This window comes from Janthinobacterium aquaticum, assembly GCF_009208565.1.
In the GTDB taxonomy this organism is placed as follows: domain Bacteria; phylum Pseudomonadota; class Gammaproteobacteria; order Burkholderiales; family Burkholderiaceae_D; genus Janthinobacterium.
In genome coordinates, this window is sequence record NZ_WFLK01000014.1 from 1 (window position 1) to 23,197 (window position 23,197).

At 61.4% G+C, this 23,197-nt stretch carries 23 protein-coding genes and 1 pseudogene; 8 read left to right on the forward strand and 16 right to left on the reverse strand.

What is annotated here, in order from left to right; all coding sequences use genetic code 11:
• Positions 1–108 (forward strand): annotated as a pseudogene (locus GCM43_RS26235) (IS110 family transposase); the annotation flags it as partial.
• 52 nt (positions 109–160) lie between these two features.
• Here the strand turns inward: GCM43_RS26235 and GCM43_RS19910 are convergent.
• Positions 161–1,615, reverse strand: coding sequence for a sensor domain-containing diguanylate cyclase (locus GCM43_RS19910; protein WP_226929578.1), 1,455 nt, complete (start codon positions 1,613–1,615; stop codon positions 161–163).
• A 276-nt stretch (positions 1,616–1,891) separates the two neighbouring features.
• Between GCM43_RS19910 and GCM43_RS19915 the strand changes: the two genes are divergently transcribed.
• Complete coding sequence (locus GCM43_RS19915) at positions 1,892–2,257, forward strand: hypothetical protein (protein ID WP_226929579.1); 366 nt, start codon at positions 1,892–1,894, stop codon at positions 2,255–2,257.
• 476 nt (positions 2,258–2,733) lie between these two features.
• Positions 2,734–3,312, forward strand: coding sequence for a porin family protein (locus GCM43_RS19920; protein ID WP_226929580.1), 579 nt, complete (start codon positions 2,734–2,736; stop codon positions 3,310–3,312).
• A 65-nt stretch (positions 3,313–3,377) separates the two neighbouring features.
• On the opposite strand, the gene ettA is transcribed toward GCM43_RS19920, so the two are convergent.
• Together ettA and rarD are read right to left on the reverse strand one after the other, a co-directional pair.
• Entirely contained in the window at positions 3,378–5,045 is a 1,668-nt protein-coding gene (gene ettA / locus GCM43_RS19925) for an energy-dependent translational throttle protein EttA (RefSeq protein ID WP_152247549.1), read from the reverse strand.
• A gap of 102 nt (positions 5,046–5,147) precedes the next feature.
• On the reverse strand, positions 5,148–6,032 hold the full coding sequence (rarD, locus tag GCM43_RS19930) for an EamA family transporter RarD (protein WP_152247551.1): 885 nt from the start codon (positions 6,030–6,032) through the stop codon (positions 5,148–5,150).
• 225 nt (positions 6,033–6,257) lie between these two features.
• On the opposite strand from rarD, the gene GCM43_RS19935 reads away from it, so the two are divergent.
• On the forward strand, positions 6,258–8,135 hold the full coding sequence (locus GCM43_RS19935) for a potassium transporter Kup (protein WP_152247553.1): 1,878 nt from the start codon (positions 6,258–6,260) through the stop codon (positions 8,133–8,135).
• Between the two features lie 164 nt (positions 8,136–8,299).
• On the forward strand, positions 8,300–8,785 hold the full coding sequence (locus GCM43_RS19940; protein WP_152247555.1) for an FKBP-type peptidyl-prolyl cis-trans isomerase: 486 nt from the start codon (positions 8,300–8,302) through the stop codon (positions 8,783–8,785).
• Positions 8,786–8,845: 60 nt separating this feature from the next.
• On the opposite strand, the gene GCM43_RS19945 is transcribed toward GCM43_RS19940, so the two are convergent.
• The 3 genes from GCM43_RS19945 to GCM43_RS19955 form a co-directional block, all read right to left on the reverse strand.
• Complete coding sequence (locus tag GCM43_RS19945) at positions 8,846–9,514, reverse strand: Dph6-related ATP pyrophosphatase (protein ID WP_152247557.1); 669 nt, start codon at positions 9,512–9,514, stop codon at positions 8,846–8,848.
• Positions 9,511–9,981 (reverse strand): GNAT family N-acetyltransferase, encoded by a 471-nt coding sequence (locus tag GCM43_RS19950; RefSeq protein ID WP_152247559.1) that lies wholly within the window; start codon positions 9,979–9,981, stop codon positions 9,511–9,513. The genes GCM43_RS19945 and GCM43_RS19950 overlap by 4 nt, the downstream gene beginning before the upstream one ends.
• Before the next feature lie 100 nt (positions 9,982–10,081).
• Complete coding sequence (locus GCM43_RS19955; protein ID WP_152247561.1) at positions 10,082–10,507, reverse strand: organic hydroperoxide resistance protein; 426 nt, start codon at positions 10,505–10,507, stop codon at positions 10,082–10,084.
• Positions 10,508–10,815: 308 nt separating this feature from the next.
• Here GCM43_RS19955 and GCM43_RS19960 point away from each other — a divergent pair, with 308 nt between their 5' ends.
• Both GCM43_RS19960 and GCM43_RS19965 read left to right on the forward strand, forming a co-directional pair.
• Entirely contained in the window at positions 10,816–12,075 is a 1,260-nt protein-coding gene (locus tag GCM43_RS19960; protein WP_152247563.1) for a sensor histidine kinase, read from the forward strand.
• Positions 12,068–12,850: a LytR/AlgR family response regulator transcription factor gene (locus tag GCM43_RS19965; protein ID WP_152247565.1), complete on the forward strand. Its 783-nt coding sequence runs from the start codon at positions 12,068–12,070 to the stop codon at positions 12,848–12,850. The genes GCM43_RS19960 and GCM43_RS19965 overlap by 8 nt, the downstream gene beginning before the upstream one ends.
• Before the next feature lie 130 nt (positions 12,851–12,980).
• Here the strand turns inward: GCM43_RS19965 and GCM43_RS19970 are convergent, their stop codons facing one another.
• From GCM43_RS19970 to GCM43_RS20000, 7 genes are all read right to left on the reverse strand, one after another.
• A complete protein-coding gene (locus tag GCM43_RS19970) occupies positions 12,981–14,024 on the reverse strand; it encodes a histone deacetylase family protein (RefSeq protein ID WP_152247567.1) in 1,044 nt (347 codons plus the stop codon).
• A gap of 19 nt (positions 14,025–14,043) precedes the next feature.
• The gene (gene gshA / locus GCM43_RS19975) at positions 14,044–15,645 is read right to left on the reverse strand and encodes a glutamate--cysteine ligase (protein WP_152247569.1); all 1,602 of its coding nucleotides are present in this window, start codon (positions 15,643–15,645) and stop codon (positions 14,044–14,046) included.
• A gap of 189 nt (positions 15,646–15,834) precedes the next feature.
• Positions 15,835–16,665, reverse strand: coding sequence for a peptide chain release factor N(5)-glutamine methyltransferase (gene prmC / locus GCM43_RS19980; protein WP_152247571.1), 831 nt, complete (start codon positions 16,663–16,665; stop codon positions 15,835–15,837).
• A 9-nt stretch (positions 16,666–16,674) separates the two neighbouring features.
• Entirely contained in the window at positions 16,675–17,145 is a 471-nt protein-coding gene (locus GCM43_RS19985; protein ID WP_152247573.1) for a disulfide bond formation protein B, read from the reverse strand.
• Positions 17,146–17,356: 211 nt separating this feature from the next.
• Entirely contained in the window at positions 17,357–18,433 is a 1,077-nt protein-coding gene (gene prfA / locus GCM43_RS19990; RefSeq protein WP_152247575.1) for a peptide chain release factor 1, read from the reverse strand.
• 91 nt (positions 18,434–18,524) lie between these two features.
• Entirely contained in the window at positions 18,525–19,799 is a 1,275-nt protein-coding gene (hemA, locus tag GCM43_RS19995) for a glutamyl-tRNA reductase (RefSeq protein WP_152247577.1), read from the reverse strand.
• An 87-nt stretch (positions 19,800–19,886) separates the two neighbouring features.
• Positions 19,887–20,576, reverse strand: a complete 690-nt coding sequence (locus GCM43_RS20000; RefSeq protein ID WP_152247579.1) for a response regulator transcription factor — start codon at positions 20,574–20,576, stop codon at positions 19,887–19,889.
• Between the two features lie 167 nt (positions 20,577–20,743).
• Here GCM43_RS20000 and GCM43_RS20005 point away from each other — a divergent pair, with 167 nt between their 5' ends.
• Entirely contained in the window at positions 20,744–21,247 is a 504-nt protein-coding gene (locus GCM43_RS20005; protein ID WP_152247581.1) for a hypothetical protein, read from the forward strand.
• 17 nt (positions 21,248–21,264) lie between these two features.
• Here GCM43_RS20005 and minE read toward each other — a convergent pair whose 3' ends face one another.
• The 3 genes from minE to minC are packed head-to-tail and all read right to left on the reverse strand — an operon-like array spanning position 21,265 to position 23,105.
• Positions 21,265–21,516: a cell division topological specificity factor MinE gene (minE, locus tag GCM43_RS20010; RefSeq protein ID WP_152247583.1), complete on the reverse strand. Its 252-nt coding sequence runs from the start codon at positions 21,514–21,516 to the stop codon at positions 21,265–21,267.
• A gap of 1 nt (position 21,517) precedes the next feature.
• Positions 21,518–22,330, reverse strand: a complete 813-nt coding sequence (minD, locus tag GCM43_RS20015; protein ID WP_152247585.1) for a septum site-determining protein MinD — start codon at positions 22,328–22,330, stop codon at positions 21,518–21,520.
• A 37-nt stretch (positions 22,331–22,367) separates the two neighbouring features.
• Positions 22,368–23,105: a septum site-determining protein MinC gene (gene minC, locus GCM43_RS20020; RefSeq protein WP_152247587.1), complete on the reverse strand. Its 738-nt coding sequence runs from the start codon at positions 23,103–23,105 to the stop codon at positions 22,368–22,370.
• Between the last annotated feature and the right edge of the window lie 92 nt (positions 23,106–23,197).

Genomic DNA, 23,197 nt, shown 5'->3' on the forward strand with positions numbered 1-23,197 from the left:
AAGGCGCCGAAATTGATCATCGGCGCCATGATGCGCAAACTGGTACACGTGGCATTCGGCGTGCTCAGGTCAGGAAAAATATTTGATCCGACCTTGCACGCCGCTTGACGGGGATAACAGTATCTACCGTCCGCTTAACTTAGCGGCATCAGGATCAGGGTCAGGTTTGGCTGGCGCTGTAGACGCAGTTGCGGCCCAGATGCTTGGCCTGGTACAGCGCGCTGTCAACGCGCGAGAAAAATGCCGATTCGGTCTCGTCCTGGTGGTACTGAGCAACACCCAGGCTGATCGTGACGGGAACTTCCGGCGCCGGCAGGCCGAAATGATGGCTTTCGATGGCTAGGCGCAGTTCCTCGGCCAGTGCGCTGGCCTGCGCCAGGTTGCAATCGTTCAGCAGCACCAGGTATTCCTCGCCGCCCCAGCGCGTGATGGCGTCGCTGGCGCGCACGGTGGCGCGCGCCACATCGGCCACGCTGCGGATCACCTTGTCGCCGCACAGATGGCCGTGGGTGTCGTTGACGCGCTTGAAGAAATCGATATCGAACAGGATGGCCGACAGCGGCTGGGACGTGCGCCGCGACTGCAGCCTGGCGCGCTGGAACAGCAGTTCAAGCGACTGGCGATTGAGCAGCCCGGTCAGCGCATCGGTCGAGGCGATGCGCTCGATGCGCTGCTGGTAGCGGTTGACCGTCAGCAGCGTCAGCAGCAGCACCAGCAGGGTCACGCCAAAGCTGATGGCCAGGTTCATGATGAACACATGCTGCAGCGATTCGACCTCGTCGCTGACATTCTGTTCGACCACCAGATACCAGCCCAACTCGGGAATAAAGCGTGAATTGACCAGGATTTTCGCGTGCTTGAGCTGGTACGACAGGTGCGTCGGTTCGGTCTGGTGATTGAGGATGTGTCCTGCAATGTCCTGCACGCCCGGCAGCGTATGGATATTGCCGTGCGCCGCATTGCCGGCCTGGCTGTCGCGCATGGTCTTGCCCGCCAGAACCAGCGCACCCTTGCCATCGACAAAATAGATATTGCGGTGAAAGCGTACCTGGTAGCGGTCGATGATATGGCTCATCGTATCGAGTGTCAGGCCGATGCCGGTCGCGCCGATGAAGCGGCCATCGTAGTCGACGACCCGATGGTTGATAAAGATGGTCATGCTGTCGCGGTTGGCCATGTCGATATCGACATTGGTTTCAAAATCGCTGTCGGTCATCTTGCGCACGCGGTAATACCAGACGTCGCGCGTGGCGTTCGGGTTGACCGACTTGAGCGTGCCTTCGGCGTAATAATATTTGCTGGTCTTGTCGGACACCAGGAAGCTGGTGATGGCGCCGTATTTCTTTTTCACTTCCGCCAGGTAGCGCACGATCTGGCGCGGATCCTGCTCTCCGGCCAGTATCCAGTCACGCACAAAGGTGTCGTGCGCCATCAAGGACGAAATAAAGACCGGGCGCAGCATGTCTTTCTGGATTTCGGAATAGATATTGTCGCCCGTTAGCGGCAAGGTCTGGTCGGCAATGCCATGCTCGATCGCCTTGCGCGAGGCCAGGTAGCCAGCCAGGCTGGTAGCAACAAAGCCGGCTGACAGGATCAGGGTCAGCAGGAGCAGCAAGCGGTACTTGTTCGACAAAATGCGCATGAGGGACGGAAGAGGTGGCGTTGTTAAGCGCAAGGCAAAAGTATGCAACAGGCCACATCTTGGTGCAATGCTGACGCGCTATCGAAGCGGTCTCGGCACACAATACGACCAGATAACCACGATTGCACAAATAAAACCGCCGTTTTATCGACAAAGATGCAGATTGGAAATAGTATTTGATTCGGGGAACGATGCGCAGCGCCCCCACCGTGCGGCTGCTCCGGGGCGCAGGAACATGCGCAGGGAGACATGATGTTATTTCTAAAAAGCACGTCCACCAGCAAGGCGCCGGGCGTCTATGAAGTCGATATTGCTGCCAAGCCGCCAGGCAAGACCTTCGGCGTGTTCCTTGCCACCGACGCCGACCAACCACCGCATGCCTTGCTGACGCAGCTGGCCGCACTCGGTTTCGTCAATACCTACAGTTCGCCCTACCAGCACAAGGACGGCGGCAAGGTGCTCGACCTGCATTTTCAGAAAGACGGCACCGATATCTTCAAAGGCTGGAAAAGCGAAGAATGCGAGCAGAATCTGGCCGCCATTACGGCGCTGTTCCAGGAACACGGCATTACCATTGCGCCGCGCGTGATGACGATGGCCGAAGCGTATGCCTGAGACGCATGGCTTGACCCGCCGCGGCGATAATGCCGCTACCTTAAGCTTTTTGCGGCATTGAAATTAACAAGGCGAAAAACGGCGGGCCAGGGACGCGCCCCTTAGAAAATGCCGATGGCGGCGTTGCAGCTCCTCGCCGTACATTCGCCTGATGCGCGTGGATCAAGCGTAGGTCGGATTAGGCCCTTCGGGCCGTAATCCGACAACATTGTTGGCGTCAGCAGTGTTGTCGGATTACGCGGGGCTTTGCCCCGCTAATCCGACCTACGTATCGTTTAAGTTTCGCTTAAGTTTCGCCATCTTCGCTCTATTTCTTTTATTTCCTCTCTTTCACATTCTCCTTACATCTCGTCACATTTCTTACGGAATGGAGAGGGACGTGTGTTTTTGCCAGTGCTATTGTGTCTCCATCGCACTTCGCTGAACTGCGAAACATGGCAATACACATGCAACTCAACAAATACGAAAGAGAGAACATGATGAAAAAGATCCTGTTTGCAATGATCGCTACCGCAACCGCACTGTCCGGCATGAGCGCCGCCCACGCTGAAGGCGTCTACGTTGGCGCTGGTGTGACCGCCAACCGCTATAACTTCGATGTGCCGGGCGCTACCTCGGCCGATAACCACAGCGGTTACAAGGCTGGCGGCAAGTTGTTTGCCGGTTATGACATCAACCAGACCTGGGCAGTGGAAGGCGGCTATGCCGATTTCGGCAGCAAGGATTACAGCTATGTGACCGGGGCCGGCAACGGCGCGCTGAAAAGCAAGTCGGAAGGCTACTATCTGGCTGGTAAAGCCACCATGCCGGTCAGCGACAAGGTCGGCGTGTTCGGCAAGCTCGGTGTCGCCCGCGTCGATAACAAACTGAGCGGTACCGGCCTGTCGAGCGGCGCCAGCGGCGAGAACAAGACCGGCGTCTACGCTTCGGTTGGTGCGCAATATGCGATCAACGAAAAAGTCTCGCTGACGGCCGAGGTGGAACACTTCGGCAAGAGCGCCGACCAGGGCAAGAAAGCTACCGGCCTGGCACTGGGCGCACGCTACAACTTCTAAGCATTTAATTTGCTGAAAAAAAGGCAGTCACTTCGCAGTGACTGCCTTTTTTATGTGCGCCTGACTTATACCGTCAATGGCTTGTAGCGGATGCGTTTCGGCTTGGCGCCTTCTTCACCCAGACGTTTTTTCTTGTCGGCTTCATATTCCTGATAGTTGCCGTCAAAGAAGGTGACTTGCGAGTTGCCTTCGAACGCCAGGATATGGGTAGCGATACGGTCGAGGAACCAGCGATCATGCGAGATCACCATCACGCTGCCGGCAAATTCCAGCAAGGCGTCTTCGAGCGCACGCAGGGTTTCCACGTCCAGATCGTTTGACGGTTCATCGAGCAGCAGCACGTTGCCGCCCATCAGCAGCGTCTTGGCCAGATGCAGGCGGCCGCGTTCACCACCGGACAGGTTGCCGACCATTTTCTGCTGGTCCGAACCCTTGAAGTTGAAGCGGCCCAGGTAGGCGCGCGACGGCATTTCAAAGCGGCCCACGGTCAGCATGTCGGCGCCGCCGGATACATCTTCAAACACCGATTTGTTGTCAGCCAGACTATCGCGGTTCTGGTCGACGATCGACACGCGCGCGGTCTGGCCGATCACTACTTCGCCGCTGTCAGGCTGTTCCTTGCCGGTGATCATCTTGAACAGCGTCGATTTACCGGCGCCGTTGGGGCCGATAATACCGACAATCGCGCCCGGTGGAATGGTAAAGCTCAGGTTGTCGATCAGCAGGCGGTCGCCAAACGCTTTCGACACATTCTTGAATTCGATCACATCATTGCCCAGACGCTCAGCCACAGGAATAAAGATTTCCTGGGTTTCGTTGCGCTTCTGATATTCGTGCTCGGACAGCTCGTTGAAGCGGGCCAGGCGCGCTTTCGACTTGGCCTGGCGCGCTTTCGGATTCTGGCGCGACCATTCCAGTTCTTTCTGCAGTGCTTTCTGACGCGCCGATTCGGTGGCTTCTTCCTGCTTCAGGCGGGCCTGCTTCTGGTCCAGCCAGGTCGAATAGTTGCCTTTCCATGGAATGCCGTGGCCGCGGTCCAGTTCCAGAATCCATTCGGCTGCATTGTCGAGGAAGTAGCGATCATGGGTAATGGCCACCACGGTGCCTGGGAAGCGCAGCAGGAACTGCTCGAGCCAGTCGACCGATTCGGCGTCCAGATGGTTGGTCGGCTCGTCGAGCAGCAGCATGTCGGGTTTCGACAGCAGCAGCTTGCACAGCGCCACGCGACGCTTTTCACCGCCGGAGAGCACGGCAATCTTGGCGTCCCAGGCTGGCAGGCGCAGCGCGTCGGCGGCCATTTCCAGCTGCAGGTTCAGGTTGCCGCCGTCGGAGGTCGAGATGATCGCTTCCAGGCGCGCCTGCTCGGTGGCCAGCGCATCGAAGTCGGCGTCTTCCTCGGCATAGGCGGCGTACACGGCTTCAAGCTTGGCTTGCGCCTCGAATACTTCACCGAGGCCCGATTCGACTTCCTGGCGCACGGTTTTTTCCGGGTCGAGCTGCGGTTCCTGTGGCAGGTAGCCGATATTGAGGCCCGGCATCGGCACGGCTTCGCCCTGGATGTCGGTGTCGATGCCGGCCATGATCTTGAGCAGGGTCGATTTGCCGGAGCCGTTCAGGCCCAGCACGCCGATCTTGGCGCCCGGGAAGAAGGACAGCGAAATATCTTTCAGGATCTGGCGCTTGGGCGGGACGATTTTGCCCACGCGGTTCATGGTGTAGACGTAATTTGCCATTAGAAATCTCGGGTGAGGGTGATATACAAAGAAAAGACGGACAGGATACGGTAAACGCGCGCCGACGGCCAGCACGGCCGGCATGCTGCAGCGTGCCCGCCATCAGGTGGCCTTGCGTTGGCAATGCGTATGCCACAGGCCTTCGGCCGCATACAGGGCCAGCGCGACCCAGATGATCATGAAGCCGAGCATGCGCTGCGGCGTGAAATCCTCGTGGAACACCCAGATGCCGATCAGCAACTGTCCGGTGGGCGCGATATATTGCAGCAGGCCCAGCACGGCCAGCGGCAACCGCCGCGCGCCGGCTGCAAACAGCAGCAGCGGAATGGCGGTAATCGGACCGGACGCCAGCAGCAGCGCCCGCGTGCTGGTAGTGTCGGTATTGATGAAGTTGCTTTGGCCATGCCATGCCAGCCACAGCATATAGGCCAGCGCCAGCGGGAACAAAATCATGGTCTCGAACGACAGGCCTTCCAGCGCACCGAGCGCGGCGGTCTTGCGCAGCAGCCCGTAGCCGCCAAACGAGGCCGCCAGCGCCAGCGCCACCCACGGCATCTGGCCCGCCTGCCAGGTCAGCCAGGCCACGCTGCCGGCGGCCAGCGCAATGGCCAGCCATTGCAGGCGGCGCAGGCGCTCGTGCAGCAGCAAAAAGCCCAGCATCACATTGACCAGCGGCGTAATGAAGTAGCCAAGGCTGGCGTCGAGCACATGGCCGTTGTTGACGGCCCAGATATAGATAAACCAGTTAGCCGACAGCAAAAACGCGCTGGCCACAAAGCTCAGCACGACCTTCGGTTGCTGTCTCAATGCCGGCAGCCAGCGCCACTGGCGCCGCACCGTCAGCAGCACGGCCAGGAACAGCAGTGACCAGACCATGCGGTGCGCCAGGATTTCCAGCGGTGCGACTTCGGCAATCGCATGGAAGTACAGTGGAAACAGGCCCCAGAGCAAAAAGGCGAGCGAGGCGTACAGCATGCCTGGATTCATGATCGGTTCACGGTGGAAGTAGACAGTCTGGCATTATCGCTGAAAACAACGGTAGCTGCCGCCGGCTGCGCCTCGGCGTAGAATGGCAACAAATCAAGCGCCGTGATCAAGAAAACGGCTGGGAATATCGACTGAGGGGCAGCCCGGAATCATGCAAAAATACTCTTGCTATTTGCTAATACCTATCATATTGTGCGATGCAACAAAACAAAAACGGGTGCAACCTTGACGTCGGAACACAAAAAAAGCGGCCTGGTCGGCCTGACCCTGGCCGCTGTCGGCATCGTCTATGGCGATATTGGCACCAGTCCGCTCTATACCCTCAAGACCGTCTTTGACCCTGCCCACGGTCTGGCGCTCACGCAAACCAATTTGCTGGGCATTATTTCGCTGATCTTCTGGAGCCTGACCTTTGTGGTCTCGCTCAAATACGTCACGCTGGTGCTGCGCGCCGACAACCGCGGCGAGGGCGGCATCATGGCGCTGATGGCGCTGGTACTGTCGTCGGTCAGCCGCGGCTCGCGCTGGCATTTCCCCTTGATGCTGATCGGCGTATTTGGCGCGACACTGTTTTATGGCGACAGCGTGATTACGCCGGCCATCTCGGTGCTGTCGGCCATCGAAGGACTGGAAGTGGCCACGCCGGCGCTGAGCGCCTATGTGGTGCCGCTGACCATCGTGCTGCTGATCATCCTGTATTCGGTGCAGTCGCACGGCACGGCCGGCATTGGCCGCTTTTTTGCCCCCATCATGGTGCTCTGGTTCGGTGCACTGGCGGTGATGGGCGTGATCAATATCATCCACGCGCCGGAAATCCTGGCTGCCCTGAACCCGCTGTATGCGGTGACGTTTTTGCTCAATCACGGCTTCGTGGCCTTCGTTGCGCTGGGCGCGGTGGTGCTGGCGCTGACGGGAGCCGAAGCGCTGTATGCCGACATGGGCCATTTCGGCAAAAAGCCGATCCGCGTGGCCTGGTTCCTGATCGTGTTCCCGGCGCTGGCGCTCAACTACCTGGGGCAGGGCGGCCTGTTGCTGCAGCACCCGGATGCCATTTCCAACCCGTTTTACCAGCAGCTGGGCGCCTGGAGCGTCTACCCGCTGGTGGTGCTGTCGACCATGGCCACGGTGATTGCCTCGCAAGCCACCATTTCCGGCACCTTCTCGATGACCAAGCAGGCCATTGCACTGGGCTTTTTGCCACGCATGCGCGTGCGCCATACGTCGGAAAGTGAAATCGGCCAGATCTATATCCCGGCCGTCAACTGGCTGCAACTGGCGGTGGTACTGCTGGCCGTGATCGGCTTTGGCTCGTCGGAAAACCTGGCGGCTGCCTATGGCATTGCAGTCACGGCCACCATGATGTCGACCACCATCCTGACCTTCTTCGTGATCCGCTACCGCTGGAAGATGAACCTGGCGCTGTGCTGGGCCGCCACCGGCTTTTTCCTGACCATCGACGTGCTGTTCTTCTCGGCCAGCGCGCTCAAGCTGTTCCACGGCGGCTGGTTCCCACTGCTGCTGGGCTCGATCCTGTTTATCATCATGCTGACCTGGAAGCGCGGCCGCCAGCTGGTGTTCGAGAATCTCGAAGCGCATGCGATTCCGCTCGACGATTTCCTGTCCTCGCTGTTTATTGCGCCGCCGCTGCGCGTGCCCGGCACGGCGATTTTCCTGCGCGGCGAAACCGACGGCGTGCCGCACGCCTTGCTGCATAACCTGCTGCACAACAAGGTGCTGCACGAACGCGTGGTGTTCCTGACAGTGTTCATGCACGAGGAGCCGTGGGTGCCGCTGGCCGACCAGGTGCGGGTGCAGGACCTGGGCCACCAGTGCTACCAGGTCAATGTGCATTACGGCTTCAAGGATGAGCCGGATATCCCGGCCGCGCTGGCGCAGTGCGCCGGCCAGGGGCTGGACTTCGAGATGATGGAAACGTCGTTCTTTATCGCCCGCCAGACGATTATCTCGACCCCGGGCCACGGCATGATGCCATGGCGCGAGCATCTGTTCGTGACCATGTCGCGCAATGCGCGCACGGCCGCCGATTACTATCAGATCCCGAGCAACCGGGTGATCGAGCTCGGTACGCAGGTGGAAATCTAGGCCGCCGTGCGCTGGTGTGGCAAGCGTTGTATTGCCACACCAGAATCGGGCGTGCTTACGTCTGCTTACAAATTGACGCTGGCAGTGCTGTTACACTGCTGCCGACATCTCGCTGTTGGCCCGCATCGAACGGGTTGAGTCCATTCAAAATGTAAAGGGAAACCATGAAATCGGTATTTCAGTTGATCGCGCCAGTTGCTTGCGCATTTGTCATGGCCGGCTGCGGCAGCGCTGCCTCCGAGACCAAGCCTGTCGTGATCGATCCGGCCACGCAGGTCAAGGAACTTGTTATTACCGATCTGGCGGTGGGTACCGGTACCGCTGTAGCAGCTGCCAACGACGCCGTGATCGTTACCTATACGGGCTGGCTGTACAATTCGGCGCAAACCGATGGCAAGGGCAAACAGTTCGACGCCAGCAAGGACGGCGCCGGCCTGTCCTTCGTGCTGGGCAAGGGCACCGTGATTCCAGGCTGGGACCGTGGCCTGGTGGGCATGAAAGTCGGCGGTTCGCGCCGTCTGACGATCCCGTCGGACCTGGCCTATGGCCCAAGCGGCACGGCCAAGGACAGCAAGGGCGTGCAGGCCATTCCGCCGTACGCCGGCCTGGTGTTTGACGTCAAGCTCGTTTCGCTGACCAAGGCCAACTGATACGGCGCAAGGCCGTAGCGCAGCAGCAGCGGGCGACCCGATGGGTCGCCCGTTTTGCATTCAGGCCGGCGCCAGTTCCTGGAAATAGTAGGTGGCGCCGCCCAGCTCGGCCGGTGCGTCGTAGCGCAGCAGCTGCGTGCGGCGCAGCGCCACCGGCGCGCTGAAAGCCGGGCCGTCATACACGAAGGTGTGGAATTCGCCATTTTCTCCGCAGGCGTCCACGCCAGGCGGCAGGTCGGCCAAAAAGGCGCTATCGAATTGGCGTCCGCAAAAGTCGGCCGGCAGATGCTGGCCGTTGATGCACACCACGATCGCCTTGAAGCCGGCCGCGAGGAATTCATCGACCAGCGCGCGCCGCTCGCCGCCCCAGAGCGGCAGGTGCGCCGTCAGGCCGGCCGCGGCGCAGACCTTTTCTTCCCAGTCGCGGTGCGGCTGCAGATCGATATCGCCAAACAGCGCATGATCGATGCCGGCGTCTTTCGCTTCGCGCAGCACGCGCACGAACTGTTCTTCGTAGGTGCCCCAACTGGTGTGATAGCGCTGCAGGCGTGCGCCCAGCATGGCGGCCTGCGTCTCGAGCAGTTCGGGCGGCACGCCGTGCGAGCGCGACTTGCGCCCGTCTTCATCCATGGCGGTGACCAGCAGCGGCACCTGCATGCCGGCCGCGCGGGCGCGCCACAGCGCCAGGCACGAGTCCTTGCCGCCGCTCCACGAGATGAGCGCTTTCATGCGATGGCTTCGGCCGCGCGCAGCATGTCGATATGCTGTATGCCGTCTTCATCGTAAGGCGCGCTGACGGTAACGAAGCCGAACGACTGGTAGAAGCGCTCCAGATACTGCTGCGCGCCGATGCGAATCGCGTGGCCCGGATGCAGTCGCACGGCGCCCGCGATGCCTTCTGCCAGCAGCTGCTTGCCGGCGCCGCTGGTGCGCGCCTCGGGCGACGTCAGTACCCGGCCCAGCGACATTTCCACGTATTTGGCGCCGGGCGCCAGCACGCGCAGGCAGGCAGCGAGCTGGCGCTGGCCATCGACTTCGTGCCAGCCCAGCAGGTGCATGGCCTGTGCGTCGTAGCCGTCGAGATCCTGGTACAGGCATTGCTGTTCCAGCACGAATACGCGCTGGCGCAGCTGCAGCAGCTGATACAGCGTATGGACGCCCAGTTCCTCGAAAGTGTGCCATTGCCAGGTAATCATGTGCCGCTCCGCCGGTTAAAAGGCATCATTCTAAAGCGGCAGGCGGAAAAAAACCGCGCTGCCTGGCGGCAGAGCGGTTTTTGCTGCTTTGGGATGTGGCTTACACGATGGTCAGCGTCACGTCGATGTTGCCACGGGTGGCGTTCGAGTAAGGGCAGACGATATGGGCGGCGGCAACCAGTGCTTCGGCAGCGGCGCGGTCCATGCCTGGCAGCGAGATTTTCAGTTCCACTTCGATGCCGAAGCCGGTCGGGATGGCGCCGATGCCGACATGGCCTTCGATCGACAGGTCAGCCGGCAGGGCCACTTTATCGCGGCCAGCGACAAATTTCATCGCACCGAGGAAGCAGGCCGAGTAGCCGGCAGCGAACAGCTGTTCCGGATTGGTGCCGACGGCGCCGTTGCCACCCAATTCTTTTGGCGTGGTCAGTTTCACGTCGAGCACGTTATCGGACGACACGGCGCGGCCTTCGCGGCCACCGGTTGCAGTTGCTACAGCGCGGTACAGTACTTTTTCGATCGACATGATGGAATTCCTTTAGTTAAATAGTTTTCTATTAAATAGTGTGCTACTTTTACCTGCTTCCCAGCTTGCATACTGTATGCCAGAGTGGGGATGGCCGTCTGAAAAATCTGTATTGCGGCGTCCATGTAGTAACTATATATCGCGCGCTATTTAATTGCAAGCGATTTGTTGATGTTTTTACTTGGCAGTAATTTTCTTGCGGTTTTGCCGGCTTCTGTCGCCAGTTCCGGCCTTCCGTCGCATAATGGCCACCGCTGCGCGAGACCTTGCCTATGCTGGCCTCACTTCAACGCTACTGTGGATAAATCATGACGAGCCTGTTCTTTATCTTTCGCCTGACCCTGGTGTCGATGGTCACTTACATATTGGCCGTCGCCATTCTGACTGAAAATTTCTTGCGCCATGTAGTCAGACATACCGAAGAGTTCTTCGTGATCGTCGGTGCAGCGCTGGCCTGCGCCGTCATTACCAATGCGTTCTCGCATGTGCGTCGGGTGCGCCTGATCGCCGGCGAGGTCAGCAGCCGTACCCTGTCGAGCCGCCAGCGCCGGCAGATTGAAATTCCGTTCGAGGCCGGCGAAGCGTTCGACATGATCGATGCGGCCATCCGCGAACTGCCCGGCAGTGAGATCGCCGAAAGCGCGCGCGACAGCCTGCAGGTGCAGGCGCGCGTGCGCCGCGCCGCGCCCTACACCCAATCGGGCCTGCCGCGCCACCGCCTGCTGTCCTTTATTGCGCCGCAGCCGAACCAGATACTGGCCACCGTCACGCCCAACGGCGAGGCGGGCAGCGTGACGCTGATCTGCGAACCGGCGCGTCCGGCCTGGACCGACTGGTTCCTGGTCGACCATGGCAGCAATCTGGAAAACGCCGAGGCGGTCACGCGCGCCATCACGCGCCGGGTAGCGCAGCGGCGCCGCAGCGAACAGGCCGATGCACGCCAGAGCGAGACGGAAAAAGAGCTGACGGTAGCCAAGCTGAGCTTGCTCCACGCGCAGGTCGAGCCGCACTTCCTGTACAACACGCTGGCCAGCGCCCAGCTGCTCACGCGCAGCGATCCGGCGCGCGCCGACGAGATGCTGGGCAACCTGATCCTGTACCTGCGCCATTCACTGCCGCGCACCGGCCAGGCAATGTCGACGCTGGGCACCGAGCTGGAACGCGCCTGTGCCTATCTCGATATCCTGAAGATACGCATGGGTGCGCGCCTGAACCTGCAGATCGAAGTGCCGGCCTACCTGCGCCAGGTCGAACTGCCGCCGATGATGCTGCAAACGCTGGTGGAAAACGCCATCAAGCACGGCCTGGAGCCGAAAAGCGGCGGCGGTACCATCTGGATCATGGCGCGCAGCGGCGACGGCACCATGATCGTCACGGTGGCCGACGACGGCAAGGGCTTCAGCGACGACGGCGCCGGTACCGGCATCGGCCTGCGCAATGTGCGCGAACGCCTGCGCCTGACCTACGGCAAGGCCGCGGCGTTTGCCATCGTGGCCAATTTCCCCGACGGTGTCACGGCCACCATCACGGTGCCCGACCATACCTTGCAGGGAGCCGCCCATGGCTGACATGACCTGCGTGGTGGCGGAAGACGAAGCCCTGCTACGCGAGGCGCTGGTGGCCATGCTGGGGGAACTGTGGCCCGAGCTGCGCATCGTCGCCGTGTGCGACGATGGCGGCAGTGCACTCGAAGCGATTGCCGCCTTGCGCCCCGACGTGGCGCTGCTCGATATCCGCATGCCGGGCCTGTCGGGCCTGGAAGTGGCGGCTGGCGCGCTGCAGGCCAGCCCCGCCACGCAGGTGGTATTTGTGACGGCCTACGACCAGTATGCGATCGACGCCTTTGACAAGGGCGCGGTCGATTATCTGCTGAAACCGGTGGCGCGCGAGCGCCTGCAGGCGACCTTGCAGCGCGTGCAGCAGCGCGCCGCCAGGGCGCCAGTCGCGGCCGAGCAGGCGGCGCTGGCCGGCCTGCTGCAGCAGCTGACGCTGGCCGTGCCGGCGGTGGCCAAGGCGCCGCCGCTGGTGTGGGTGACGGCCAGTAGCGGCAAGGATACGCGATTGATCATGGTCGACGATATTGCCTACTTCCAGTCCGATACCAAATACACGGCGGTGCTGACGGCCGATGGCGAAGCGCTGCTCAGGAAACCGATCCGCGAACTGCTCGAGGTGCTCGACCCGGCCATCTTCAAGCAGATCCACCGCTCGACCATCGTCAACATGAAGGCGGTGGCCTCGCTGACGCGCGATGAGCTGGGGCGCGGCACGCTGCGCCTCAAAACGCGGCCCGAAACGCTGGCCGTCAGCCAGCCGTTTATGGCGCTGTTTCGTAATATGTGAGCCTGGCTCGGCTGCCTTAAAGAAAATCGTAGGTCGGATTAGGCCCCAAAGGGGCCGTAATCCGACAACATTGTTGGCGCTTGCGGTGTTGTCGGATTACGGCCCGGAGGGCCTAATCCGACCTACGTAATTATTCCGCCGTCTCGAAGCCTTCCAGCACATTGACCACATTGATCCCCAGCTCCCTGATCGCATGCCCGCCTTCGAGGATAAAGGCGGTCGGCAGGTTCAGGAACGCCAGGCGTTCGCCCAGGCGCAGGTAATCGCCGCTTTGCAGGGTAAAGTGCGACAGCGGGTCGCCTGCATAGGTATCGACGCCGAGCGACACCACCAGCGCGTCAGGCGCATACATGGCGATGCGCAGGCAGGCCGTTTCCAGCGCCGCAAACCAGCTGGCGCTGCCAGTGCCTGCTGGCAGCGGCAGGTTGACGTTGTAGCCGAGGCCGGCGTCGACGCCGGTTTCATCGGCGTGGCCCAGATAAAACGGAAATTCATGGCGCGGGTCGGCGTGCAGCGAGACAAACAGCACGTCGTTGCGTGCATAGAAAATGCTTTGGGTGCCGTTGCCGTGGTGGTAGTCGAGGTCGAGAATGGCGACCCGGCGCGCACCGTCGTCGAGCAGGTGCTGCGCGGCCAGCGCGGCGTTGTTGAGGAAGCAGGCGCCGCCAAAAAAATCGCTGCCGGCATGGTGGCCGGGCGGGCGCGTCAGCGCAAAGGTAGCGCGTTCACCCAGGCGCAGCGCGTGGGCGGCGTTGACGGCGCAGTCGGCGCCGGTCTTGGCGGCCGTCCAGGCGCCGCTGGTAAGGGGCGTGCCGTTATCCATCGAATACAGGCCCAGCCTGGCGGTGAAATTGTCCGGCTCGATATCGCTGCGCAGTGTGCGTACCGGCCACACCGAGGGTAGCGCATCCTTGCCGGCATTGTCCGGGTCCAGCGCCAGCCAGTCGTGCCAGGCATGGCGCAGGAAATGCAGGTAGCGCGGCGTATGGATGCGTTCGAGCGAGGTCAAAGGCACGCCGTGCGGCGTGACGATGCGGCCCAGGTTGCGCCGGCCCAGCTCGGCCAGCACCAGCTCGGCGCGCTCCGGCTTTTCAAAGCACGGTACGAGCTCGCCGCGAAACATTTCAAAGCGGCCCCGGTGCTGGCTGTGCAATTCATTATAGAAGGTCAGCATGGGGCTCCCGCTCAGGTTTTCAGCATTGCGGGCACAGGGTGCTGGCGCGGTAGGACGCCACATAGTCGTCGAAGCTGCCCTGCGGCGCCGCTTCCATGGCGCGCTGTTCGTCGAGCGAACTGGCGGCCAGCTGGTCGAAATACACGGTCTGTTCGGCGCTGGGTGCCTGGGTGCGGAAGAACGCGGCATGGCGTTCGCTTTGCTGCAGGCCGAAGGCGGAAAACGAGCCGCCATTGGCGCGCAGTTCGCGCAGCACGCGCGCCGATGGCGTGGCGTCCGGATCGGCCAGCTTGGCGGCCTGCGCCTTGAGGCTGTCGGCGTGCTCGCTGCCGCCGTGGCGTGCGTCGAGCAGGGCGGCGACCGGCGCGATGCGCGCCAGCAGCTCTTCGCCCCACGCTTGCAAGGCTATCTCCTGGCCGTCGCGGCGCAGCATCAGTCCCGGCTTGCGTCCTTCCTTGACGGTGCGCGCAAAATTGCTGGTGTAGCAGGCGCTTTGCTCGGCCGAGATCGGCGCGCTGTCATCGAGTGCGCAGAACAGCAAAAAGGCGTCGAGGAAGCGGCCGGCCTGCAGATTGATGCCGACCGGCTCGAACGGATCGACGTCCATGCAGCGCACTTCGATATATTGCACGCCGCGCAGGCACAGCGCCTGGATCGGCCGCTCGCCGCTGCGGATCACGCGCTTGGGACGGATAGTCGAATAGTATTCGTTCTCGATCTGCAGCACATTGGTCGACAGCTGTATCCATTCGCCGTCCTTCTTGGTGCCCAGCGCTTCATAGGGCGCGTACGGATCGTTGACGGCGTGGGTCAGCGCGCTGACGTAGTCTTCCAGGCTGTTTTCATGCGGACGCAGGCCCGACTGCGCATCGTTCTGGTAGCCCAGGTCGCTCATGCGCAGGCTGGTGGCGTAGGGCAGGTACAGCGTATCGTCGGACAAGGTATCGAGCTTGTGTTCGCGGCCGCGCAGGAAGCCGGCGGCCAGCGCCGGCGAGGCGCCGAACAGATACATCAGCAGCCAGCTGTAGCGGCGGAAGTTGCGGATGGTGGCCAGATAGCTGGCCGACTGCACGTCGCGCGCGCTGCCCTGTTCGCTCTGGCCGCTGGCGCTGGTGGCCGGATTGGCCGCCAGCAAAGGCCACAGTTTTTCGTCGAGCGAGTAGTTGTAGTGGATGCCGGCGATGCATTGCATGGCCTTGCCATAGCGCAGCGCCAGGCCGCGCCGGTACACATGCTTGAGCGTGCCCATGTTCGAGCTGCCATAGTTGGCGATCTCTATCTGCTCTTCGGGCGGCAGCGCGCACGGCATCGACTGGCTCCACAGCAGTTCGCTGCCGAGGCGGCTGTAGGCATGGCGGTGTACGGTGTCGAGCTTGTTGAGTGTGACGGCAATATCGTTTTCGGCTGGCGTGATGAATTCCAGCAGCGCTTCGGCGTAATCGGTGGTGATCTCGGGGTGCGTAAGCGCCGAACCCAGCGCGGCGGGGTGGGGCGTGGAAGCGAGATGGCCGGCAGGATCGACGCGCAGGGTTTCGCGTTCGATGCCACGCAAGCCGCCCAGCAGCGCGCGGTTGGCATCTTCAGTGAGCAATGCCAGGCGGCGAGTCAACAGGTTGGGCAATTTAAGCTTCCTTTCTTGTGCAGCAGATAAATAATTTGTGCTGAGATTAACCGAAAACGGAGAAATGCGTCGGCAGCCTACCCAAAATACCGGCGGCGTCGGTCAGGAATTGGCTTGATAGTTTAGCAAACTGTCGGCCTGGCTGCGCGTCGCACAGTCAAGCCGATGAGGGGGAACGTGAAAAAAAACTCAGCGCAGGCAGGCGCCGCTGACGCGTTCGATGCCGGCCAGGTCGCGCCAGCTTTGTACGTTGTCGAAGCCGGCCTCCTGTAACAGCTGGCGCACGGCGCCGGCCTGGTCGTAGCCGTGCTCGAGCAGCAGCCAGCCGCCAGCGAGCAGGTGGCGGCGTGCGCCGGCAATAATGATGCGCAGCGCCGACAGGCCATCGGCATGGTCGGTCAGCGCACCGACCGGCTCGAAGCGCAGATCGCCTTCAGCCAGGTGGCGGTCGCCGCTGGCGATATACGGTGGGTTCGACACGATCAGCTCAAACCGCTCGGTGCCCAGCGCATCAAACCAGTTGCTGGCCATAAAGGTGATATTGACGCCGTTGGCGCTGGCATTGCGGCGCGCCACGGCCAGCGCCGCGCTGCTGACGTCGAGTGCCGTGACCACCGCATCGGGCCGGCTGTGCGCCAGCGCCACGGCAATCGCGCCGCTGCCGGTACCCATATCGAGCACGCGCCCCTGCGCCGGCAGCCGTTCCAGTGCGCATTCGACCAGCACTTCGGTGTCCGGGCGCGGGATCAATACCGCGTCGCTGACCTCAAACGGCAGGCCGAAAAATTCGCGCTGGCCGACGATATAGGCGATCGGTTCGCCCTGCAGGCGGCGCGCCAGCAGCGCCGACAGGTGCGCCGCTTCTGCGTCTGTCAGCACCCGCTCCGACTGCGTGATCAGGCCCACGCGCGACAGGCCCAGCGCATGACTGAGCAGGATGCGGTTGTCGACCGGGTCCAGTTGTGGACGGATTTGCAGCGCGCCGACGGTGCTGCCAGCGGGAATCAGGGTGTCTTGCATGGTGCTTTCTTAGTGTTTGCGGCGCAGCAGCGTCCACAGCAGGGCCACGCCAAAAATGGCAAACCAGACAAACGCCCACTGCGGGATCGACAGGCCGATAAAGGCTTCACCAGCGTTCTCGCAGGCGCCATACGACTCAAACATGAAGGGCATGATTTGCGCCGTAAACACTTTATTGAGCGCCGTTTCCACCGGATCGATGCCGCAGGAGAAGCCAGGATTGGCCAGTACATACAGATGCTTGCCCGCCACGCCCAGGCCGCCCAGCGCCGCCAGCAGGCCGACGCCGGCGCCGATTTTCGGCTTGTTCGCCAGCGCGCCGGCCAGGCAGGCCACGGCAATGGCGATAAACAGATAGCGCTGGATCACGCACAGCGGACACGGCGCCATATTGAGCACATGCTGCAGATACATGGCCACGCCCAGCATGGCAAAGCACAGGGCGGCGATAAGCAGGAGAACGTTGCGTGAATTTTTCATGGGCGGCACGGGTAGTGGATGGATGTTAACCACCTATTTTCGCATAGGCAGCCTAAAAAGAGCGTAGGTCGGATTAGGCCCTTCGGGCCGTAATCCGACAACTTTGTTGGCATCAAAGGTGTTGTCGGATTACGGCCTGCGGCCTAATCCGACCTACGTGCGAACGCTTTAAAACGCGTTCAGGGCAACGCAACGCCGCCATGGACGCGTTTTAATCGCCCAGGGCAGCGAGCAGTTCAGCCTGGTGCTCTGCCGCCAGCGCATTGGTCAATTCCGTCAGATCGCCATCCATAATGAAGTCGAGCTTGTACAGCGTCAGGTTGATGCGGTGGTCGGTCATGCGCCCCTGCGGGAAGTTGTAGGTGCGGATGCGCTCGCTGCGGTCGCCCGAACCGATCAGGCTCTTGCGGGTGGCCGCTTCTTTGGATTGCTGCTCGCGCAGCTGCACGTCCTTGATGCGGGTGGCCAGCACCTTCATCGCCTGCGCTTTGTTCTTGTGCTGGCTGCGGTCGTCCTGGCATTCCACCACGATACCGGACGGCAAGTGGGTAATGCGCACGGCCGAGTCGGTCTTGTTGATGTGCTGGCCGCCGGCGCCCGAGGCGCGATAGGTATCGATGCGCAGGTCGGCCGGGTTGATATTGACGTCTTCGACCTCGTCCGCTTCCGGCATCACGGCCACCGTGCAGGCCGAAGTGTGGATGCGACCCTGGGTTTCGGTGGCCGGTACGCGCTGCACGCGGTGGCCGCCCGACTCGAATTTCAGTTTCGAGTAGGCGCCGTGACCGACCAGGCGCACGATCACTTCGCGGTAGCCGCCCAGGTCCGAGTCCGAGGCCGACACCAGTTCCACCTGCCAGCGGTTGCGCTCGGCAAAGCGCGTGTACATGCGCAGCAAATCGCCGGCAAACAGGGCCGATTCGTCGCCGCCGGTACCGGCGCGAATTTCCAGGAAAATATTGCGCTCGTCATTGACGTCTTTCGGCAGCAGCATGGTTTGCAGTTCGCGTTCGAGCTGCGTCATGGCGACCTTGGCCGCCTCGATTTCTTCCTGCGCAAAGTCCTTCATGTCCGGGTCGGCGAGCATCTCCTGCGCCGCCACGATATCGCCGCCGGCTTTCTGGTATGAGTGATACAGCGCCACCAGCGGGCCCAGTTCGGCGTGCTCGCGCGTCATCTTGCGATAGCTATCCATATTCGCCGTGGCGTCCGGGTGCATCAACAGTTCATCGAGTTCGACCAGGCGGTTCGCCAGTTGGTCGAGCTTGGCCAGCATGGATGGTTTCATAGCGGTTCGCGGTAAAGAATCAGGAAAAAACAAAGGGAAACAAACAGGCGCGCCGAACTGGCGCTTGGGCAGGCAGAGCCAGGCAGGGACGCTAACGGCGGGCGTTGAACAACTTCGGCAGCAGATTGGCCAGGTGCTTGCGCTCGTCGCCTTGCGCACGGTGCAGCGCCTGCTGCGGGCCGTGCAGGAATTTGGCCGTCAGGCCTTTCGACAGCGCTTCGAGCACGGCGTCGATATCGGCGCCCTTGGCCAGCATCTTGCGCGCGCGCTCCACTTCCATCTGGCGCAGCGATTCGCTCGTTTCATGCAGATCCTGGATGACCGGCACCATGGCGCGGTCGTCGACCCAGCTCATGAACGATTGCACGCGCGTCTCGATAATCGATTCGGCCTGCGCCACGGCAGCCTGGCGGCTTTCCAGGCCGGTCTGCACCACCTTGCCCAGGTCGTCCACCGTGTACAGGAAGACGTCGTTCAGGCGACCCACTTCGGTTTCGATATCGCGCGGCACGGCCAGGTCGACCATGAACATCGGCTTGTGGCGGCGCGCCTTGATGGCGCGCTCGACCAGGCCCAGGCCCAGCAGCGGCAAGGACGAAGCCGTGCAGGAAATGACGATATCAAACTGGTGCAGCCGGTCCGGCAGGTCGGCCAGGCGGATTGCCTTGCCGTTGAAACGGTGCGCCAGCGCCTCGCCGCGCTCCATGGTGCGGTTGGCAATCGTGATGCTGTTCGGGTTTTGCGCCGCAAAATGGGTGGCGCACAGTTCGATCATTTCGCCGGCGCCAATAAAGAGCACGTTCTGCTCGGCAATCTTGTCGAAGATGCGCTGCGACAGTCGCACGGCCGCGGCCGCCATCGACACGCTGTGGGCGCCGATCTCGGTGGTGCTGCGCACTTCCTTGGCGACAGAAAAACTGCGCTGGAACAATTGGTGCAGATAGGTGCCCAAGCCGCCGGCTTCGTCGGCCGTGCGGATGGCGTCCTTGATCTGGCCCAGGATCTGGGTTTCGCCCAGTACCATCGAATCGAGCCCGGAGGCGACGCGGAAGGTATGGCGCACGGCGTCGTGCTGCGGCAGCATATACAGGTGCGGGCGCAGTTCGCTGTAGCTGAGTTTGTGATAATCAGCCAGGAAATGGGCGCCGGCGTCGAGCGGATTCGGTGCGCGGCTGGCCGCATACAGCTCGGTGCGGTTGCAGGTCGACAAGATGGCTGCTTCGTCGTTGTCGCGCAGGTCGATGCGCTCAAACCAGCTGCGCGCCGCTATCACCGCCTGGCCGAGTTGCTCAGGAGCAAACGCCAGCTGTTCGCGGAGCGACACTGGGGCAGTGGTGTGATTGAGGCCGACGGCGAGCAGTTGCATTTCAGGGCTTAGGATGGCGTATGCCGACATTATACCGCTTTGTGCCCGTTGTTTGAGCAGATGCTGCCCGGTTTGCCATGAGCGGTCTTAGCCGCCAAGTTTTTCCAGCCGGTAACCGTAGCTGTAGACCGGCACCAGCCGGTAGCCGTGTTCAGGTTTCAGCTGCAGCTTGTTGCGCACGCGCGAGACGTGGGTGTCCATGGTGCGCGAGGGAACGATGGTGTCGCGCTGCCAGACGGCTTCATGGATATAAGCGCGCGACAAGGGACGGCCCAGGTTGCGGAAAAACAGCAGCGCCAGTGCAAACTCCTTGTGCGTGACGTCAAGTACTTCACCCTCCATCAGCAGGCGACCGGGGCGCGTTTCAAAGATATACGGACCAAACTGCAGCTGCTCGGCGCCGTTTTGCGCCGGATAAGCCACCCGCAGCAGAGCCTGGGTACGCAGCGCCAGTTCGCTGCGCCGCAGGGGCTTGACCATGTAATCGTCGGCGCCGGCCTTGATGCCCTCGACGATGGCATCCTCGCCAGTGCTGTTGGTCATGAACAACACGGGCGCCTTGGGCGCCAGTTTTTCGCGCGCGCGGCGCAGCACTTCGGTACCGTCCAGGTCGCTGACATGCCAGTCCAGGATCAGCATGTCGCAGCTTTCCTTGCGCAGTTGCCCCAACATCTCTTTGCTGTTTTGAAATGCGTGACAGGTATGGCCTGCCGCCGTGAGCACCTGGCAGATCAGTTCTGCCTGGCTATGGTCGCTATCGAGTACGGCAATTCGCATAATGGGCTGGAGTGTGTAACAACAAACAGACGCGGCGATCCGCTTATCGTAATGTTAAGGAATGCTCGAATGAAATATAACAGAGATTGCAACTGTGTCCAGTGAAATCGCGAGCGCGTCACCTTTCCACTACACTGAGACTGTCTTTATTGCGCGGAGAAAGCAGCATGTCTGATCACACTACGACCGACTGGAGCCTGATACCAGGCAGCCCTGAAGAAATTGAACATGCGCGCGCGCGTTGCCGCAAGCTGGTGGCGCGGCGCGCCTTGATGTCGGCCGGCACGTCGGCCATTCCCATCCCGGGTATCGACCTGATGTCCGACGTGGGTTTGCTGTCGATGCTGATCAACGACATCAACCATGAATTCGGCCTGACGCCCGAGCAGATCGAAAAACTCAATCCGCAGTTCAAGCTGATGGCCTATCGCGTGGCGATCGGCATGGGCGGCATGCTGGTGGGAAAACTGGTGACACGCGAACTGATCATCCACCTGCTCAAGCGCAGTGGCGTCAAGCTGGCCACCAAGCAGGTGGCGCGCGTCGTGCCACTGGCTGGCCAGGCAGTGGCCGCCGCACTGGGCTACGCGGTGTTTCGCCAGATCGGCAACCAGCACGTCAATGCCTGCGCCGCGGTGGCGCAGGAGTTGATTACGATACGGCCGAGCTGAAGGTCAGGCTGACGGCCTCAGGCGTCCGGCAGCACCACATTCACGTCGAGCACTTCCAGGTTGCCCTGGCGGTCGAGCGAGATCTTGATGTCTTCGGCGTTGACCTTGGTGTACTTGGAAATGACTTCGATCAGCTCCTTGTGCAGGGCTGGCAGGAAGTCGGGGCCGTCGCGGCCGCTGCGTTCGCGCGCGATAATGATTTGCAGGCGCTCCTTGGCGGCGGCGGCCGTTTTCGGTTTGGGGGGGAACAGGAAAGAAAGCAAGGCCATATTACTTCCCAAAAATACGCTGGAGCAAGCCAGGCTTTTCATAATTGGTAAAACGCAATTCGACCTCTTCGCCGAGGAAGCGCGACACCACGTCTTCGTAGGCTTGCGCCACGTCGGTGCCCTTGAAGTGAATGGCCGGATTGCCCTGGTTCGAGGCGGCCAGCACCTGCTCCGATTCGGGGATAATGCCCACCAGCGGGATGCGCAGGATTTCCTGCACGTCCTGGTAGGACAGCATTTCATCGGACTCGACGCGTTTGGGCGAATAGCGCGTGATCAGCAGGTGTTCCTTGACCGGCTCGCCACCCGTTTGCGCGCGGCGCGACTTGGCTTGCAGGATGCCGAGGATGCGGTCCGAATCGCGCACCGACGATACTTCCGGATTGGTCACGATAATGGCTTCGTCGGCAAATGTCAGCGCCATCAGGGCGCCGTGTTCGATGCCAGCCGGCGAATCGCAGATAATGAACTCGAAACCCATGTTGATCAGGTCGTTCAACACGCGCTCCACGCCTTCTTCCGTCAGCGCATCCTTGTCGCGTGTCTGCGAGGCCGGCAGGATAAACAGGTTGTCGCAGTGCTTGTCCTTGATCAGCGCCTGGTTCAGCGTCGCTTCCTTGTTGATCACATTGATCAGGTCATAGACCACGCGGCGCTCGCAACCCATGATCAGGTCGAGATTGCGCAGGCCGACGTCAAAGTCCAGCACGGCTGTCTTGTGGCCGCGCAAGGCCAGGCCAGTGGAAAAACTGGCACTGGAGGTAGTTTTACCGACACCGCCCTTGCCGGACGTCACAACAATAATTCTTGCCACAAATAATCCTTTTCAGATATCTCTTGAATTGTGCAGCTTAAGAGCGGTTAACGGGAGTTACGGGTTTGACAGAGTTTATCTCGATTCTGTCACCGGCCAAACGAATTTGCGACGGACCCTTGGACATTTCCGGCGGAAAACCATCTTCAAACGTGCGGTACACGCCGGCAATCGACACCAGTTCCGGTTCCATTGCCAGCGCAAAAATACGTGCCTGCGGGTTGCCCGAGGCGCCAGCCAGTGCGCGCCCGTACAGCGAGGAATACACATGGATGCTGCCATCGGCGATAATCTCGGCGCCGTTGTTGACCACGGCCGTGATGATCAGGTCGCAGCCGCGCGCATAAATGCGCTGGCCGGCGCGCACCGGCGTATCGATCACCATCACCTGCGCTTCGGCGCCCGATTGCGCAGCTGCCGTCGGCCCGTCCTTGGCGGGCGCATCGTCGCGCGTCTTGCCGCTGTCCAGGCTCAGGCCCTGCGCCAGGATGGCCTCATGCATGTCCGGCGTGGCGTTGCGCACGGCAACGGCGTTGAGCCGGTATTTCTTCAGCAGCGCAACCAGCGCCGCCCAGTCAACCGGCGTTTCGCCCGGCTGCAGGTCGGCCACGTCGAGCACGGCCAGGTCGTCTTCAAAAAAGTCGGCCACACCGCCGGTCATTTCATGCAAGGCGGCGTCCAGCGCACCAATGTCGGCCCCGTGCACGATGGCCGAGACCGCGACAACGGTGGAAATCTTGATTTCGATAGGCTTGTGCGACGGGCTTTTGGACATAAACGTTATCAGAGTGAAACTGCGTACAGCCAGATGCCTGGATAGATGCATATGGAAAGCAGTAAATTTCTTGCATTCTACTCAAAAAGAAC

Excerpts from the sequence above, each read along its gene's own strand:
- ettA (WP_152247549.1), bottom strand. The coding sequence starts at position 5,045 with ATGGCAAATTACGTCTACACCATGAACCGCGTGGGCAAAATCGTCCCG.
- GCM43_RS19915 (WP_226929579.1), top strand. The coding sequence starts at position 1,892 with ATGATGTTATTTCTAAAAAGCACGTCCACCAGCAAGGCGCCGGGCGTC.
- GCM43_RS19920 (WP_226929580.1), top strand. The coding sequence starts at position 2,734 with ATGATGAAAAAGATCCTGTTTGCAATGATCGCTACCGCAACCGCACTG.
- hemA (WP_152247577.1), bottom strand. The coding sequence starts at position 19,799 with ATGCAACTGCTCGCCGTCGGCCTCAATCACACCACTGCCCCAGTGTCG.
- GCM43_RS19970 (WP_152247567.1), bottom strand. The coding sequence starts at position 14,024 with ATGCTGACCTTCTATAATGAATTGCACAGCCAGCACCGGGGCCGCTTT.
- GCM43_RS19940 (WP_152247555.1), top strand. The coding sequence starts at position 8,300 with ATGAAATCGGTATTTCAGTTGATCGCGCCAGTTGCTTGCGCATTTGTC.
- prfA (WP_152247575.1), bottom strand. The coding sequence starts at position 18,433 with ATGAAACCATCCATGCTGGCCAAGCTCGACCAACTGGCGAACCGCCTG.
- rarD (WP_152247551.1), bottom strand. The coding sequence starts at position 6,032 with ATGAATCCAGGCATGCTGTACGCCTCGCTCGCCTTTTTGCTCTGGGGC.
- GCM43_RS19945 (WP_152247557.1), bottom strand. The coding sequence starts at position 9,514 with ATGAAAGCGCTCATCTCGTGGAGCGGCGGCAAGGACTCGTGCCTGGCG.
- GCM43_RS20000 (WP_152247579.1), bottom strand. The coding sequence starts at position 20,576 with ATGCGAATTGCCGTACTCGATAGCGACCATAGCCAGGCAGAACTGATC.
- GCM43_RS19965 (WP_152247565.1), top strand. The coding sequence starts at position 12,068 with ATGGCTGACATGACCTGCGTGGTGGCGGAAGACGAAGCCCTGCTACGC.
- GCM43_RS19950 (WP_152247559.1), bottom strand. The coding sequence starts at position 9,981 with ATGATTACCTGGCAATGGCACACTTTCGAGGAACTGGGCGTCCATACG.
- minE (WP_152247583.1), bottom strand. The coding sequence starts at position 21,516 with ATGGCCTTGCTTTCTTTCCTGTTCCCCCCCAAACCGAAAACGGCCGCC.
- GCM43_RS20005 (WP_152247581.1), top strand. The coding sequence starts at position 20,744 with ATGTCTGATCACACTACGACCGACTGGAGCCTGATACCAGGCAGCCCT.
- GCM43_RS19955 (WP_152247561.1), bottom strand. The coding sequence starts at position 10,507 with ATGTCGATCGAAAAAGTACTGTACCGCGCTGTAGCAACTGCAACCGGT.
- GCM43_RS19960 (WP_152247563.1), top strand. The coding sequence starts at position 10,816 with ATGACGAGCCTGTTCTTTATCTTTCGCCTGACCCTGGTGTCGATGGTC.
- prmC (WP_152247571.1), bottom strand. The coding sequence starts at position 16,665 with ATGCAAGACACCCTGATTCCCGCTGGCAGCACCGTCGGCGCGCTGCAA.
- minC (WP_152247587.1), bottom strand. The coding sequence starts at position 23,105 with ATGTCCAAAAGCCCGTCGCACAAGCCTATCGAAATCAAGATTTCCACC.
- GCM43_RS19985 (WP_152247573.1), bottom strand. The coding sequence starts at position 17,145 with ATGAAAAATTCACGCAACGTTCTCCTGCTTATCGCCGCCCTGTGCTTT.